Origin of the sequence: Antarctobacter sediminis (assembly GCF_019218285.1) — a bacterium.
Lineage (GTDB): Bacteria > Pseudomonadota > Alphaproteobacteria > Rhodobacterales > Rhodobacteraceae > Antarctobacter > Antarctobacter sediminis.
Genome location: NZ_JAHUZG010000001.1, coordinates 1,248,341 through 1,263,079 on the forward strand (window position 1 = coordinate 1,248,341; position 14,739 = coordinate 1,263,079).

The 14,739-nt window shown below is 64.7% G+C and carries 14 protein-coding genes; 1 reads left to right on the forward strand and 13 read right to left on the reverse strand.

Annotated elements, in window-relative coordinates:
• Positions 1-22: 22 nt before the first annotated feature.
• From KJP30_RS06000 to KJP30_RS06050, 12 genes are all read right to left on the reverse strand, one after another.
• Positions 23-781, reverse strand: a complete 759-nt coding sequence (locus KJP30_RS06000; RefSeq protein WP_218448075.1) for an ATP-binding cassette domain-containing protein — start codon at positions 779-781, stop codon at positions 23-25.
• Positions 774-1,472, reverse strand: coding sequence for an ABC transporter permease (locus KJP30_RS06005; protein WP_218448076.1), 699 nt, complete (start codon positions 1,470-1,472; stop codon positions 774-776). The genes KJP30_RS06000 and KJP30_RS06005 overlap by 8 nt, the downstream gene beginning before the upstream one ends.
• Positions 1,473-1,692: 220 nt before the next feature.
• Positions 1,693-3,021 carry a sigma-54-dependent transcriptional regulator gene (locus KJP30_RS06010; RefSeq protein ID WP_218448077.1) on the reverse strand — a complete coding sequence of 443 codons (1,329 nt, stop codon included), beginning with the start codon at positions 3,019-3,021 and terminating at the stop codon, positions 1,693-1,695.
• A 27-nt stretch (positions 3,022-3,048) separates the two neighbouring features.
• Positions 3,049-3,174 (reverse strand): hypothetical protein, encoded by a 126-nt coding sequence (locus tag KJP30_RS25040; protein ID WP_261332018.1) that lies wholly within the window; start codon positions 3,172-3,174, stop codon positions 3,049-3,051.
• Positions 3,171-4,460, reverse strand: coding sequence for a c-type cytochrome (locus tag KJP30_RS06015; RefSeq protein WP_218448442.1), 1,290 nt, complete (start codon positions 4,458-4,460; stop codon positions 3,171-3,173). Before KJP30_RS06015 ends, KJP30_RS25040 begins: the two co-directional genes overlap by 4 nt.
• On the reverse strand, positions 4,460-5,707 hold the full coding sequence (locus KJP30_RS06020) for a formate dehydrogenase subunit gamma (protein ID WP_224874499.1): 1,248 nt from the start codon (positions 5,705-5,707) through the stop codon (positions 4,460-4,462). Before KJP30_RS06020 ends, KJP30_RS06015 begins: the two co-directional genes overlap by 1 nt.
• A 160-nt stretch (positions 5,708-5,867) precedes the next feature.
• On the reverse strand, positions 5,868-6,461 hold the full coding sequence (fdh3B, locus tag KJP30_RS06025; RefSeq protein ID WP_218448078.1) for a formate dehydrogenase FDH3 subunit beta: 594 nt from the start codon (positions 6,459-6,461) through the stop codon (positions 5,868-5,870).
• A gap of 12 nt (positions 6,462-6,473) precedes the next feature.
• Entirely contained in the window at positions 6,474-9,374 is a 2,901-nt protein-coding gene (locus KJP30_RS06030; RefSeq protein WP_218448079.1) for a formate dehydrogenase subunit alpha, read from the reverse strand.
• 135 nt (positions 9,375-9,509) lie between these two features.
• Complete coding sequence (locus tag KJP30_RS06035; protein WP_218448080.1) at positions 9,510-9,698, reverse strand: twin-arginine translocation pathway signal protein; 189 nt, start codon at positions 9,696-9,698, stop codon at positions 9,510-9,512.
• Between the two features lie 86 nt (positions 9,699-9,784).
• Entirely contained in the window at positions 9,785-10,414 is a 630-nt protein-coding gene (locus KJP30_RS06040) for a TorD/DmsD family molecular chaperone (RefSeq protein ID WP_218448081.1), read from the reverse strand.
• A complete protein-coding gene (locus KJP30_RS06045) occupies positions 10,411-11,073 on the reverse strand; it encodes a DUF3306 domain-containing protein (RefSeq protein ID WP_218448082.1) in 663 nt (220 codons plus the stop codon). Before KJP30_RS06045 ends, KJP30_RS06040 begins: the two co-directional genes overlap by 4 nt.
• Positions 11,070-11,606 (reverse strand): DUF3305 domain-containing protein, encoded by a 537-nt coding sequence (locus tag KJP30_RS06050; RefSeq protein ID WP_321206950.1) that lies wholly within the window; start codon positions 11,604-11,606, stop codon positions 11,070-11,072. Before KJP30_RS06050 ends, KJP30_RS06045 begins: the two co-directional genes overlap by 4 nt.
• A 369-nt stretch (positions 11,607-11,975) precedes the next feature.
• Between KJP30_RS06050 and KJP30_RS06055 the strand changes: the two genes are divergently transcribed.
• Entirely contained in the window at positions 11,976-13,925 is a 1,950-nt protein-coding gene (locus KJP30_RS06055) for a 4Fe-4S binding protein (protein WP_218448083.1), read from the forward strand.
• 17 nt (positions 13,926-13,942) lie between these two features.
• On the opposite strand, the gene KJP30_RS06060 is transcribed toward KJP30_RS06055, so the two are convergent.
• Complete coding sequence (locus tag KJP30_RS06060) at positions 13,943-14,707, reverse strand: cytochrome c family protein (RefSeq protein ID WP_218448084.1); 765 nt, start codon at positions 14,705-14,707, stop codon at positions 13,943-13,945.
• Between the last annotated feature and the right edge of the window lie 32 nt (positions 14,708-14,739).

A 14,739-nucleotide genomic window follows, 5' to 3' on the forward strand; every position in this document is an offset into this window, starting at 1 on the left:
TCTGGTTGTTATGTCATGGAAATCAAAGCACGAGCCCACCCGAGACAAAGGCGCGCGCGGCCGGGGTGCGTTGCTTGGCAAAGAAACGGGTGGCCGGCCCCTGCTCGGCGACACGGCCACCGTGCAGAAAGACGACCTCATCCGCCAGACGACGCGCCTGACCGATGTCATGGGTGACAAGGATCACGCGGGTGCCTTGCTGAACGGCTTTGCGGATGATGTCCTCGATCCGGTAGACAGAGGTCGGGTCAAGGCTGGCTGTGGGTTCGTCAAGGAACAGCACCTCGGGATCGGTGGCCAGCGCACGGGCCAGTGCAAGGCGCTGTGCCTCGCCCCCCGACAGCAGGCGCGCGGGTTGCCGCGCCTTATGCGCCAGCCCGACGTGTTCCAGCAACTCGGTACGACGCGCCCGCGGACGCCGGCGCGATTTCAACACGAAATCCACGTTGGCCGCCACCGAACGGCGCAACAAGACCGGTTTCTGAAACACCAGAGCCTGCCGCGCGATGGCCTGCGCCGGGGATGTGCCGTTCCAATCCACCGTTCCGGACGTCGGTTGAAGAAGCCCGTGCAACAGCCTGAGAAGCTGTGTTTTCCCCGCCCCATTCGGCCCCAGAAGCACAGTGCAGCCAGTCTGTCCCAGTGTCAGGTTCAGCCCGTCAAGGATACGCCGACCGCCAAGATCCAGCGTCAGCCCCTCGACCCGGAGCGGCAAGAGGTTCGAGGCCGGAACAGCGCCCCGCGTCAGGGCTTCGGGTCCGTGGATGATGGCTTCACGCATAGGCTTGTCTCGTGGCGGTCAGGCGCAGGCTGTACACAAGGGCATTGACGCCAAGGGCGATGATCATCAGCACGATGCCCAACCCCAGCGCCAGCGGCAGGTCGCCCTTGGATGTCTCCAGCGCGATGGCGGTGGTCATGACCCGGGTCAGATGGTCGATATTGCCGCCGACGATCATGACCGCGCCCACCTCGGCCACGGCACGGCCAAACCCGGCCAGTGCAACGGTCATCAGCGCATAACGCGCGTCCCACAGCAACGCCTGTACGGTCTGACGCGCGCTCAGGCAGAGCGAGCGGAAGTGATCGGCATATTCGGCATGCATGTCTTCGATAACCTGCCGCGACAGGGCGGCAACGATCGGGGCAATCAAGATGGTCTGAGCGATGATCATCGCCGTGGGCGTATAAAGCAGGCTCAGAAAGCCCAGCGGACCGGCGCGCGACAGGTGCAGATAAACGATCAGCCCCACCACCACCGGCGGCAGTCCCATCAGCGCATTCATGAGGACCAGAACCGCCCCCCGCCCGGCAAAGCGCGTGGTCGCGATCAATGCGCCCAGCGGCAGACCGATGGCACAGGCTGCCAGCGTCGCCGACAGGCTGACGCGCAGCGACAGACCCACGATCTCAAGCAGGTCGGCATCGCCCGAGAGGACGAGCATCATCGCAACGCCCAGTGCTTCCCCCATTCGATCCCTGCACCCTTATGCAAAATTTCCGGGACCAAGGCCCCTCCCTGGTGGCAGGGTATGAAATGCAGCCCGCTGTTCGCAAGTGAAATTGCGGGACAGAATGACCCTTTTTGCAAAAACATGTGGCAAGAGGTGGGTCAAACTGACCCGCCCTGCCCGAAAAAAATACATGATTATGCACAATTTAGGATCGGGCACGGAAAGGCACCGCGCGGGGTCACTCCCCCCAGCTGGCCACTTTGCGATCCACGGTCTTGCGCGAAACCCCCAATCGCCTTGCCGCCTCGGCGCGATTGCCCCCCGACAGCTCCAGCACGTGCATAATGTGGCGCTGCATCACAAGATCGAGGTTTTCGATCGCCTGCACCCCGGTCACGGATCCGCTGCCTGCGAATTCATCCGGGAAATTTCCAAGGATTATGGACCGTTCCACGAGATTGCGCAGTTCGCGCACATTGCCCGGCCACGGATAGCGGCTAAGCTTCATCAACGTTTCATCGTCCAGTTTCAGCGCCGGAAGCCCCAGTGCCGTCGAAAAATGCCCGATGAACAGCGCCGCCAGTTCGACAATATCCTCGGATCGTTCGCGCAACGGCGGCATCTCGATCCGCAGGATATTGATGCGGTGATACAGGTCGGCACGGAACCGTCCTTCGGCCACTGCCTTGTCCAGATCCGTGTTGGTCGCAAAGGTCAGGCGCAGGTTCAGCGGCATCTCGCGTTCGGCCCCGATGGGGCGCACGCGCTGATCTTCCAGCACGCGCAGTAGCGCGGCTTGCAGGGTTTCCGACATCTGCGCCACCTCGTCGAGGAAGAGCGTTCCGCCATCGGCCAGCATGAACAGACCGGGGCGCAGGCGGTCGCCTTCGACCTCGCCAAACAGTTCGGCGGCGATGCGGTCCGGTGCAATGGCCGCACAGTTGACGGCAACGAAAGGCCGGTCAGACCGCCCGCCCATCTGGTGCAGGGTGCGGGCCGCCAGCTCCTTGCCCGTGCCGGTTGCGCCAGTGAACAGCACCGGTGTCGGCAGCGGCGCCAGCTTTTCCAGCATGGCCCGCACCGCCTGCATCGGCGCTGAACGTCCCAGAAGGCGGGTTTCTCCTTCGGCCCCCAACGCATGACGCAGCAGCCGGTTGTCCCGCCGCAAGGCGCCGCGGTCCAGCGTCCGGGCCACGGCACCGACCAGTTGATTGGCGCGAAAGGGTTTCAGGACAAAATCGCTGACACCGGCGCGCAACGCGGCGATGGCTGTTTCCAGATCCGCATAGGCCGTGATCAGCACGGTTTCGGAATACAGCCCCTTGCGGCGCTGTTCCGTCACCCAGTCTATGCCGGATCCGCCCGGCATCTTGTTGTCGACCACGATCACGTCGAACTGTGCCTCGTCCAACCGTTCGGTCGCCTCACGGGCCGAGCCGGCCTCGGCCACGCGGCGCACGCGCGGCCCAAGCGTTTTGGCCAGGAAATTACGCATCCCCGGTTCGTCATCCACCACAAGCACCGAAGCGCCCGCGAGGGTCTGACCGTAGTCGTCCAGTGGTGTCATGAAGGTCAGTCTACCCGGTGCCGCGGCTCAGTCGAGCCGGACATTGGCACCGCTGTTGCGGTCCGCCGACGAAAAGCCCAGTTCGTTCAGTCCGTACCAGGCGCCGACGGCCAGCAGGATCATCGCGGTAAACCCCGCGAGCATGGCTTTCATTTCGTGTCTCCTTGCGTTGCAGATTTGAGGAAGGCGATCAGATCCGCCCTGTCCGAGGGCTGGGCGATCACCTGCATCGGCATCTTTGATCCCGGTATGTAATGATCAGGCCCCTCGTCGAAAAGCGCATCAATGGTCTGATCCGTCCATGTGAATTCCGCCGATTTCAGCGTGTCCGAGTAACCGTATCCGGGCAAGCTGCCTGCCTTGCGGCCAAAGACACCGAACAGGGTCGGCCCGGCACGGCGCGACGGGCCCTTTGTCAGTGCATGGCAGATCGAACATTTGCGCATGAACTGGCGTTCGCCGTTCGACATGGTGGCCGGGTCTCGCAGAAAGCTGCGCTGGCCCGAACCGTCGGGCGCGTCCAGTTCATCCAGCAGCGCAACAGGCCAAGCATAAACCACATCGTCCAGCCCACCGGCATAGATCGTCTGCCCATCCGGCGAAAAAGCCAGCGCCCAGACCGGCCCGTGCCGCATCGCGCGGAAGTCGCGGGTGATGCGCCACGCCCCTGTGTCCACCATCATGATGTAGCCATGCCCATCCCCCACGGCCAGTTGCCCCGTGGGCGCGTGCCATGCCAGCGCAAGGATCGGTCGCCGGTCCAGCGTGAAATCCGCGATCTGCGCGCCGGTCTCTGCGTCGATCACCCGTGTGCCGCCATCCACCGCACCATAGGCGATCCAGCCGTCCCCGACGCTCAGCCGGTTGATGCCAAATCCATGTTCGACCAGAGGCAGCGGTGCGCCCCCCTTTTGCAGGTCGTATTGCCACAGCACCCCCTTGGAGGTCGCCGCGTACAGATGGCGTCCATCCGCGGAAAAGCCGAGCGCGTTCACGCCCGCTCCGGGATAGGCCAGTTCGCCCTCGCGTCCTGCCGGGATCAGCGGCCACAGGCGGATGCTTCCGTCCCAACTGCCGCTGGCGACAAAACCGCCGTCAGGCGAGACGGCAAGCGATGTGACCTTGCCCTTGTGCCGCCCCAGCAACCGTTTGACTGGTTGCCATTGCCGGACGGCGAAATCGTCCCCCCCGGACACCAGCGCACCGCCCGCGCCCCATGTCAGCGCCGTTACCGCAGCGTCATGACCTTCCAGCCAATCGGCCTGCCGCCCGGACCACAGCCCCAGCGAGTTGTCGAAACTGGCGCTGGTCACCGCCCCCCCCGGTGCGATGGCCAGCGCCATGATCGGGCCGCCATGGCCCTTGAGCGTGGTGAACTCCTCCGCCGATGCGGGCGGCACCAGCAGCCCAAGGAACAAGAGGAGCGCGGCGGCCCGCATCATTCCGCCGGGGTGGCCCCGGCATCCGGGGTCTTGCCAGCCTTGGCGTCGCGCGCCTTGACCTCGTCCAGCCAGATCGAGTGGTGCTGATGCGCCCATGCCTCGTCGACCTCGCCCGAGCCCATGGCGTCGAACGCGCCCTCCATCCCGATCGAGCCGATGTAGATATGCGCGATGATGATGGCCATGAACAGGAAGGCCACGATGGCGTGCCATGCCTGCGCCAGCTGCATTTCCTCTTGCGGTGCAAGATCGGTCGGCAGCACGCCGAATCCGATCCACTGCGGCAGGCCGGTGTCGTTCAGGATCGCAAAGGTCTTGGCAAACAGCGGCAATTCAAAGGGAAACAACAGCGAAAGCCCCGAAAGCGAGATCGACACACCCAGCAGGATGACCGACCAGAAGATGATCTTCTGACCGCCGTTGAACTTCTTGGCCGGGGGGTGGTTCTTGCCGATGATGCCGCCCGCCTGCTTGAACCAGGTGATGTCGGTGCGGTCGGGAATATTGTGCCAGACCCACATGACGAACACCATCGTCAGGCCCAGCATGAAGGGCCACGCAAGGTTGTTGTGAATGAATTTCGACGCGATCAGCAGTTGTGAGTTCACCTCTGGCCCCAGTGTCGGCAGGATCACGAACCGGCCGAAAAGCACCAGCAGCCCGCTGAGGCCCAACAGCACGAAAGACCCCGCCAATAGCCAATGGGCAAACCGTTCGATCGCCTGAAAGCGAGTCACCGTGCGGCCCGTCATGGGTTCGTCGACCCTGATCCGGCCACGGAACAGGAAGAACAGCACCAAGGCGCCGATGGTGCCCAGCAGCAGCCAGCCGCCATAGGGTGCCAAGGTATTCTTGCGGAAGCTGTACCAACTCATACCGCCGTCCTGCACCAGCACCTTTGCGACCTCGCCACCGGCAGAAACCTTGATGTCCGCCGCATCATAGCGCAGCGCGCGCCAGAGGTCAGGATCAGAGGCACCGCCCACCGGGCCAAGCTGTCCGGGCAGGCCTGCGGCCGCCTCGGGGGCGCCGAATTCGCGCCGGAAACTGAGATCAACCTTCTCGCCACGCTGGCGTGCAAGGATGTCTTCCAATGTCTGCGCGCCGCCGGTGGCCTTGCGCGCCTCGGCCAGCACATCCGGATCGGGGCCCGACACGGCGGGCGGCTTGAAGAAGAAGGCAAGCGCCGCAAGCGCGGCCACCAGAACCATGAACCAACCGAAACCGCTGGATCGTTTTGACATGACTGTCCCCGTCGAAGAGTCACGCCGGGGGCACGGCGTCCGAAAGCGCGGCACCGAATACCCAAGGCGTCATGAAGCTGCATCGGCGAGAGGCCCGGACATGCCGGGCCCCTGCCCTGATGAAAAAGGATAGGGCGGGACAAGGCCCCGCCCAGCGGGCTCAGCCGCCTTTCTGGTCGTAGGCGGTGCCCCAACCCCAGGCGCCCGAGCCAAAGCCGCGCGCTACGACGCGTTCGCGGTAGATGGCCGAGACAACGTCGCCGTCACCGGCCAGCAGCGCCTTGGTCGAGCACATTTCGGCGCAGATGGGCAGTTTGCCCTCGGCGATCCGGTTGCGCCCGTATTTGGCGAACTCGGCGGTGGAATGCGTTTCTTCCGGGCCACCGGCGCAGAAGGTGCATTTGTCCATCTTGCCGCGCGAACCGAAGTTGCCCGCCTGCGGGAACTGCGGCGCGCCGAAGGGGCACGCATAGAAGCAATAGCCGCAACCGATGCAAAGATCCTTGGAGTGCAGGACCACGCCTTCTTCGGTCTGGTAGAAGCAATCCACCGGGCAGACGGCCATGCAGGGCGCATCCGAACAGTGCATGCAGGCGACCGAGATCGACCGTTCACCCGGAGAGCCGTCCTGGATCGTCACCACCCGTCGGCGGTTGATCCCCCACGGCACCTCGTGCTCGTTCTTGCAAGCCGTGACACAGGCGTTGCATTCGATGCAGCGCTCGGCGTCACAGAGGAATTTGGATCGTGCCATGTCTGTTTCTCCTTACGCTGCGGTGATCTTGCAGAGAGTACATTTCGTCTCCTGCATCTGGGTGACCGAGTCGTAGCCGTAGGTCTGTGCGGTGTTGGTGCTTTCGCCCAGAACGTAGGGGTCCGCGCCATCCGGGTACTTGGACCGCTGGTCCTCGCCCTGGAAATGACCGCCAAAGTGGAACGGCATGAAGGCAACGCCTTCGCCGACCCGTGGTGTGACCATGGCCATGACCTTGACCTTGCCGCCTTCCGGGCCTTCGACCCAGACATCTGCACCGTCACGGATGCCAAGGTTGTTGGCGTCGCGCGGGTTCACCTCGACGAACATGGTCTGCTGAAGTTCCGCAAGCCATGGGTTCGACCGGGTTTCGTCCCCGCCGCCCTCGTATTCGACCAGACGGCCGGAGGTGAGGATGATCGGGTAATCCTGGCTGAAGTCCTGCTTCTGGATCGACGCATACATGGTCGGCAGACGATAGAACTTGCGGTCCTCGTAGGTCGGATAATCGGCCACAAGGTCGCGACGGTTGGTGTACAGCGGTTCGCGGTGGATCGGCACCGGGTCCGGGAAGGTCCAGACAACCGCACGGGCCTTGGCGTTGCCGAAGGGGGCGCAGCCATGTTTGATCGCAACCCGCTGGATGCCGCCCGAAAGGTCGGTTTTCCAATTGGTCTTGGGCCCGGCGACACCGTCGATCACGGCGCGCTCTTCCTCGGTCAGGTCACCGTCCCAGCCAAGATCCATGAGCATCTGCATGGTGAATTCCGGGTATCCGTCCTGGATCTCCGAACCCACCGAATAGACGCCGTCCGCCAGAAGGTTGTCGCCATTGCGTTCCACCCCGAAACGGGCGCGGAAGGTCAGGCCGCCCTCGGCAACAGGCTTGGACATGTCGTAGAGGTTCGGCGTGCCCGGGTGCTTCATGTCCGCAGTGCCCCAGCATGGCCACGGCATACCGTAGTAATCGCCATCCGCCGGGCCACCCACGGCTTGCAGCGTGGTACGGTCGAAGGTGTGCTGGTTTTCCATGTGCAGCTTGATGCGTTCCGGCGACTGGCCGGTATAGCCCACGGTCCACATGCCCCGGTTGATCTCGCGCAGCGTGTCTTCGATGTTCGGCGTGATGCCGTCATCTTCCAACGCGATGTTGCGGAACAACCGGTCGTGAAAGCCGAATTTCTGCGCGAACAGGCCGATGATCTCGTGATCGGGCTTGGATTCGAACAGCGGCTTGACCACCTGCTGACGCCACTGGATCGAACGGTTGGATGCCGTGACCGACCCATAGGTTTCGAACTGGGTCGACGCCGGAAGCAGGTAGACGCCATCCTCGCGGTCATGCAGCACGGCAGAGACGGTGGGGAACGGGTCGATCACGACCAGCATGTCCAGCATCTCCATCGCCTTTTTCATCTCGACCATACGGGTCTGAGAGTTCGGCGCATGCCCCCACAGGACCATGGCGCGGACCTTGTCCGGGTTGTCCATGTTGGCAGGGTCTTCAAGAACACCGTCGATCCAGCGCGACACCGGGATGCCGGTCTCGAACATCAGGTTCTTTTCCTTGCCGTCGGCACCGGTGGTCTTGGCGAACTGACCTTCAAGCCAGTCGAAATCCTCGTCCCAGACGCGCGCCCAGTGCTGCCAGGACCCTTTGGCAAGGCCATAGTAGCCGGGCAGCGTGTGCGACAGCACGCCAAGGTCGGTTGCCCCCTGCACGTTGTCGTGGCCGCGGAAGATGTTGGTGCCGCCGCCAGAGGTGCCCATGTTGCCCAGCGCCAGTTGCAGGATGCAGTAGGCACGGGTGTTGTTGTTGCCGTTGGTGTGCTGCGTGCCACCCATGCACCAGATCACCGTGCCGGGACGGTTGTTGGCCATGGTGCGCGCCACGCGGCGCAGCTGGCTGCCGGGAGTGCCGGTGACACGCTCGACCTCTTCGGGCGTCCACTTGGCCACTTCTTCCTTGATCTGGTCCATGCCCCAGACACGGGTGCGGATGAACTCCTTGTCCTCCCAGCCGTTCTCGAAGATGTGCCAGAGAATACCCCAGACCAGCGCAACATCGGTGCCCGGACGGAAGCGGACATATTCATCGGCATGGGCCGCGGTACGGGTAAAGCGCGGATCGCAGACGATCAGCGGGGCGTTGTTCATCTCCTTGGCGCGCAACACGTGCAGGAGCGAGACGGGGTGCGCCTCGGCCGGGTTGCCACCGATGATAAAGATGGCCTTGGAGTTGTGCATGTCGTTGTAGCTGTTGGTCATGGCGCCGTAGCCCCATGTGTTCGCAACACCCGCAACGGTGGTCGAGTGACAGATCCGGGCCTGGTGGTCGACGTTGTTCGTACCCCAGTAGGCAGCGAACTTGCGGAACAGGTAGGCCTGTTCGTTGTTATGCTTCGCCGAACCCAGCCAGTAAACGGAGTCAGGTCCGCTTTCGTCGCGGATCTTCATCATGCCGTCACCGATCTCGGTGATCGCCTGCTCCCACGAGATACGGACCCATTCGCCGTTCTCTTTCTTCATCGGGTACTTCAGGCGGCGTTCGCCATGGGCGTGTTCGCGGACCGAGGCCCCCTTGGCGCAATGGGCGCCCAGGTTGAACGGGCTGTCCCAACCGGGCTCCTGCCCGATCCAGACGCCATCGCTGACTTCGGCAACCACGGTGCAGCCCACAGAACAATGGGTGCAGACTGATTTCTTGAGCTCGACCGCGCCAAGGGCGGCGGCAGAGGCGGCGCTGGCCGGTTTCACGGTGCCGCCGGTGGCGGCAATGGCGGCGATGCCACCGATGGCCAGACCAGAGCCGCGCAGGAACGCGCGGCGGTCAACCGAGGCATTGGCGGCCTCGGAAAGGATACTTGTCCGCTGGGGGCGTCGCGCAACCCCGTTGGTCTTTTTCCTAAGCATGGTTCTCTCTCCCTGACGCGCCTGTTTGACGGGCGCAGGACTGTGACGATGGCCTTGGGCAGTCGGGCGTCACGCAACCAGTCGCCTTTGGCCGTTGGATGCCTCGTCCGGAAATTCCGGGCGCTGCGGCGCGCTTCAGAAGCGCGCGGTCTCGTAAAAGGCGCGGGTGTGCGCGGTGTCCTGCATCTTTTCCGATGTCAGGTCGGGCTCCGCCGGGCCGGCTTCGGCGGCGGTGCCGCTGGCGATGGCCACAGCGGCCGCAGGGGCCGATACGCTTGCCAGCTTGAGGAAAGTCCGGCGCGAAGCCTGGGTTTCCTGGGTCATGAAAGTCTCTCCTTTCACGGGTTGAGGGAGGATCGCTCCTCCCGGGGACAGGTGCGCGCCGGGGCGCCCACCCTGCGAAACACGGATCACCGGGCGCTCATGCGGAAGGCCTCGGCCTCGATCTCCATGAACAGCCGCCCGACGGTGCCGACCGGGGCGTAGAAGACCGAGTTCTTGGCGGTTTCGAGATCCGAGAAGAAATGCCCGGCCCAGGGACCGATGTGCTTGTTGAAGAACTGTTTCTGCGTTTCGAGGCTGGCGGGCGCGCCAAAACGGCCCACGATCATCGCGCCCGTCATCTCCATCAGACTGGCGATGTTGTCCTCGGGTTCAAAGACGTTGTCCGCCCGTTCCAACCCTTGCCGCGCCATGTCCTGCCGCAGGACGGCCAGCGGCTTTTCGTTCAGGAAACCGGTGAGATAATAGCTGGCATAGGGCAACAGTTCGCCCCGGCCCAGCCCGATGAACAGCTTGTTGTACTCGCTGCTCACCGTCTTGGGTTTGCTGACCTTGCCCAACTTGGCCAGCGTACCGATGGCCTGCCCCATCTCGGTATCATCGCCAGAAAGCCCCGCCGTCTGCGCCAGCAGCATCTCGTCCGGCGGCCCCGATAGCAGCAGCCCGAGGAAATTATAGAGATCGGCGCGCAGGCGGTCCTCTTCGGCGATCTGGCGGGTCTCGGCTGTATTGGTCATCTGGTCCTTGTCCGTCGTCATGTGGCGGTCTCAAAGCGAAAGCGCATCCGGCGCGATGCGGAGGCGGGGGCCTCTGGTTCGGTCGGCGCGCCGATCTCGGCCAAAGGCCCCGGCTCGGGGGCCGGGGCAGGTCCCGCTGCGCCGGGATCTGCCGTATCGGGGGGCGCGCCCCGGACTTGATCCGGGGCCTCATCGGCGGTCTGCGCGGTGCCTTCCGCCTCTGAGGCCTCCGCCTCGGGGGGTTCTGCGTCCCGGGCAGCAGCAGCGCGCGCCTCGGCTTCGGCCTGTTCAGCGGCCTTGTCGAACATGCCCTTGCCAACCTGATAAACGGTTTGCAGCTTCTCGACCGCCAGCGCCGCATCGGTGAAATCCTCACCGTAATCGACCAGACCGTCCACATTCGCCAGCACCGGGTTCAGCCGCCAAAGGCGGCGCAGCGCGCGGGTCCGCAGGCGTTGTGGCACCACCGAACGCAGCAGTTCCTGCACCTGCGCCGGATCCGTCATGTCCTCCGGCGCGGGCAGGCCAAGCTCCTCAAGAACCTCGTCATCGCTCTGTTCTTCGATGGCCGCGGCCTCGGCTGCGCGCGCCTCGGCAACCTGCGCCAGCGCTTCGGCCTGTTGCTCTGCCGCGACCGCCGCGCGCCGGCGCGACCAGAAATTCCCGCGCGTGTCGCTCAATGCATCCGCCTCCGCTGTTGCGCGGGCGAGGCATAGACGTCCTCCAGCTTGCCGATGCGCGGATCGCCCACACCATCCTGTTCAAGGTCGATGCGCTTCTTGTCGCGCTTGCGCTTGATAAAGACCTGCTCCTCGTGGAAGGCCTCGACGAAGTCGGCCACCATGGCAAAGAGCGCTGGCGGCATCGGCACCTTTTCGATGATCTCTTCGCCACTGTCGGCGTAGTCCTGTGCCTCGTAGGGCGAGGCGGTGACAGTCAGCACCTGCAAGGGGCAGTCCCCCTCACCTTCTTCACGCAGGATCACGTAGACACTGGGCACCTGCGCGCTCAACTCGTGCAGGTAGGCCTCGGTGTCGGCCCCGTGCAATTCCATCGGGTACGTGGCGGCGTGGTACTCGGTGACCTCGTCTTCGGATCGCATCACGCGCCAGTCGGCAGGTCCGGCCCCCGGCAGCACGGCCGAGGCCGTCCATACCCATTTGGCCCAGCGCGTCACGCCAGGGGCCCGCCGCATCACGATGCCTAGCGGCACGGTCCGGTACGCCTTCGGGTTATGGATCACAGTGTCTCTCCTTTCGTGGATTAAGCGACAGCAGGGCCCCGGGACGAAAGCGAAAAACGGCATACGACGGCATTCAAGGTCCGGATCGGACATTTTGGGCAGGTCACGACAGGGCGCTGCGCGGCCTCGGACGAATTGTCCAACCTGACTATTTTTATTGGAAAAGCCGTGCTGCACCTGCCACCGAATCAGCCGCATTGCAGCATTGAAATTTACGCCCCGCTGGTCCGATCCGGGACCTCGTTATCCGGTTGTGAAGGGCGGCGAATCGTGGCTAGGCTTTGCCCGCATGACGCCGAACGGGCGTCGTCAACCGGGCTTTGAAGGAAGGGCGAAACCATGGTCAAGTCGTTGATAACATGTGACTGTCTTGGCACACAGCAGATCGAGTCGCAGGCCCTGTCCGACACCACCGGCCTAGAGGTCCTGCCCCCCTGTTCAGCCCTCTGCACCCGGCAGATCGACCGCGCCGCGGCGGCCCTTGAACAGGGTGACACAATTTTTTGCTGCTCACAGGAGTCGCGCGTCTTCGAGGCCCTTGCCGAGGAAATGGGCCTGCCCGCCCCGCCGGTAATGGATCTGCGCGACCGCGCCGGGTGGAGCGCCGATACCGCCTCGGCAGTACCCAAAATGTCCGCCCTGATCGCCGAGGGGCTGCTGCCGGCGGCCCCGGAAAAGACGGTGGATGTGATCTCGGAAGGGCTGTGCCTGATCCTTGGCGCACCCGAAATCGCCCTGCCCGCCGCCGAACAGCTTGCCCCACACCTAGGCGTCACAGTGCTGTTGCCCGAAGGGGCCGACGTGCCGGACAGCCGCGCCTTTGACGTCATCACCGGCCGGCTGCGGCAGGCGCAAGGCGCGCTGGGTCAGTTCAAGGTGACCATCGACGCCTTGCGGCAAGTCGAGCCCGGCGGGCGCGGCGCGCTGACCCTGACCGAACCGCGCGACGGCGGGGTTTCGGATTGCGATGTGATCCTCGACCTGCGCGGAGGGCCCCCGCTGTTCCCGGCACATGAAAAGCGCGAAGGCTATTTGCGCGCCGAACCGGGCCACGCGCCTGCCGTGGCGGCGGCGGTCATGGCGGCCTCACACCTTGTAGGCACTTTCGAAAAGCCGCTTTACGTGCGGACCGAGGCCCTGCTTTGTGCGCATTCCCGCGCCGGTCAGACCGGCTGTTCGCGTTGTCTGGACCTTTGCCCCACCGGGGCGATCTCGCCGGATGGCGACCACGTGACGGTGGACCCGATGATCTGTGCGGGCTGTGGTGCCTGTTCGGCGGTCTGCCCCTCGGGCGCGATCAGCTATGACGCACCGCCGGTGGATCACACGCTGCGCCGGGTACAGACATTGGCCAAGGCCTACCTTGACGCGGGCGGCACCGCGCCGCGCCTGCTGGTGCATGACAGCCACGGGGCCGAGATGCTGCGCCTGTCGGCCCGGCACGGGCGCGGCTTGCCGCGCGACGTGATCCCGATGGAGCTGCCCGCCCTTGGCGCATTTGGCCATGCCGAGGCGGTGGCGGCGCTGGCGGCTGGTTTCGCTTCGGTCACGTTGCTGCCCGGCCCGGCCACCGACCGCGACGCGCTGGCCGCGCAACTGGCGCTGGCCTCTGCCATCGGAGGCGCGGCGCGCGTGGTGCTGTTGGACACGACCGACCCGGATGCCATGTCAGACGCGCTGTACGATGAAACGGCCCCTGCCCCGGTGGCCCAGCCCGTGCGCCCTCTGGGCACCCGGCGACAGGTCACGCGTCAGGCCGCCCGCGCCCTGCACGGGGCAGAGGCAACGCTGCCCCTGCCCGCAGGCGCGCCTTATGGGGCCGTGCTGGTGGACACGGATGCCTGCACGCTCTGCCTGTCCTGCGTGTCGCTCTGCCCCTCGGGCGCGCTTGGCGACAACCCGGACCTGCCGCAACTGCGTTTCCAAGAGGACGCCTGCCTGCAATGCGGCATCTGCGCGACCATCTGCCCGGAAAAGGCGATCAGCCTCGAACCTCGTCTCGACCTGACCGAAACGGCCCTGTCGCAGCAGGTTCTGAACGAGGAAGAACCCTTTGCCTGTGTCGACTGCGGAACGCTCTTCGGGTCGAAATCCACCATCGAACGGATCACCGAAAAACTGACCGGCCACGCCATGTTTCAGGACGAAAGCAAGCTGCGCATGATCCAGATGTGCGACGATTGCCGCGTCAAGGCGCAGATGGGTGCCGCGGACAACCCCTTTGCCGTGGGCGACCGGCCCAAGGTGCGCACGACCGACGACTACCTGTCAAAGCGGCGCGATCATTGACCGGGTCCGGCCCCAGCCTATTGATGCTGCAACGGCGCGCCGAGGTCGGCGGCCTGCAAGGCCGCGACATAGGCCACGATGGCCTCGACCTCTTCCAGTGTCATCCGGACCGGCGCGATGGGCGACGGGCGGTTTTCAGGAAAGGGCAAGGTCAACCCGTCCACCACGGTAAAGGCCGGGTGCGGGTTCAGCACGTAAAAGGCATAGAACCGCTCTTCCCAGTCGGGAAGCGCGCGCAGCACCATGAAACTGGGGGTCGATCCGATGCCAAAGCCGCGCGTCGCCTCGTCGATGACGTGGCAACGGATGCATTTGGCGCGGCTGATCCTGTGCCCCAGCTTGGCGTCGCCGTCGATCTCGACCGCCTCGACAACCGCCTCGACCTCAGGGGGCGGACCGAACAGCGCGGTGCCCTCGGGCGCAAAGCTGGCCACGGTATTGGCCCCCACCTCCGAGAGCAGCCAGTCCGCGAGTCGGCCGGTCCCCGCGTGGTCGGGCGAGGCAACCGACATGTGCCAGACCGCCCTTGGCCCGGCAAAGAGCGGCTTGCCCGTCTCGCCCAGCGTGATATCCGCCTTGGACGGGTCATCGACAAGCGTGACGCGAACGCGCGTCTTGAGCGTGAAGCGCGGCAGGATATGTTTCAGCAGGCCGGTGTCAACCAAGGCCTGCGGCGCGTGCAATTGCACCGGACGCGGGCCATCCTGGGCGGCAAGCGACAGGGGAACAAGCGACAGGCCGATGGCCAGTCCGCAAGAGATGAACGAAAGGCGCAGGGTCATCGGGTCATGCTAGGCCCCCGCCCCGCCAAAGG

Excerpts from the sequence above, each read along its gene's own strand:
- KJP30_RS06000 (WP_218448075.1), bottom strand. The coding sequence starts at position 781 with ATGCGTGAAGCCATCATCCACGGACCCGAAGCCCTGACGCGGGGCGCT.
- KJP30_RS06005 (WP_218448076.1), bottom strand. The coding sequence starts at position 1,472 with ATGGGGGAAGCACTGGGCGTTGCGATGATGCTCGTCCTCTCGGGCGAT.
- KJP30_RS06010 (WP_218448077.1), bottom strand. The coding sequence starts at position 3,021 with ATGACACCACTGGACGACTACGGTCAGACCCTCGCGGGCGCTTCGGTG.
- KJP30_RS25040 (WP_261332018.1), bottom strand. The coding sequence starts at position 3,174 with ATGAAAGCCATGCTCGCGGGGTTTACCGCGATGATCCTGCTGGCCGTC.
- KJP30_RS06015 (WP_218448442.1), bottom strand. The coding sequence starts at position 4,460 with ATGCGGGCCGCCGCGCTCCTCTTGTTCCTTGGGCTGCTGGTGCCGCCC.
- KJP30_RS06020 (WP_224874499.1), bottom strand. The coding sequence starts at position 5,707 with ATGTCAAAACGATCCAGCGGTTTCGGTTGGTTCATGGTTCTGGTGGCC.
- fdh3B (WP_218448078.1), bottom strand. The coding sequence starts at position 6,461 with ATGGCACGATCCAAATTCCTCTGTGACGCCGAGCGCTGCATCGAATGC.
- KJP30_RS06030 (WP_218448079.1), bottom strand. The coding sequence starts at position 9,374 with ATGCTTAGGAAAAAGACCAACGGGGTTGCGCGACGCCCCCAGCGGACA.
- KJP30_RS06035 (WP_218448080.1), bottom strand. The coding sequence starts at position 9,698 with ATGACCCAGGAAACCCAGGCTTCGCGCCGGACTTTCCTCAAGCTGGCA.
- KJP30_RS06040 (WP_218448081.1), bottom strand. The coding sequence starts at position 10,414 with ATGACGACGGACAAGGACCAGATGACCAATACAGCCGAGACCCGCCAG.
- KJP30_RS06055 (WP_218448083.1), top strand. The coding sequence starts at position 11,976 with ATGGTCAAGTCGTTGATAACATGTGACTGTCTTGGCACACAGCAGATC.
- KJP30_RS06060 (WP_218448084.1), bottom strand. The coding sequence starts at position 14,707 with ATGACCCTGCGCCTTTCGTTCATCTCTTGCGGACTGGCCATCGGCCTG.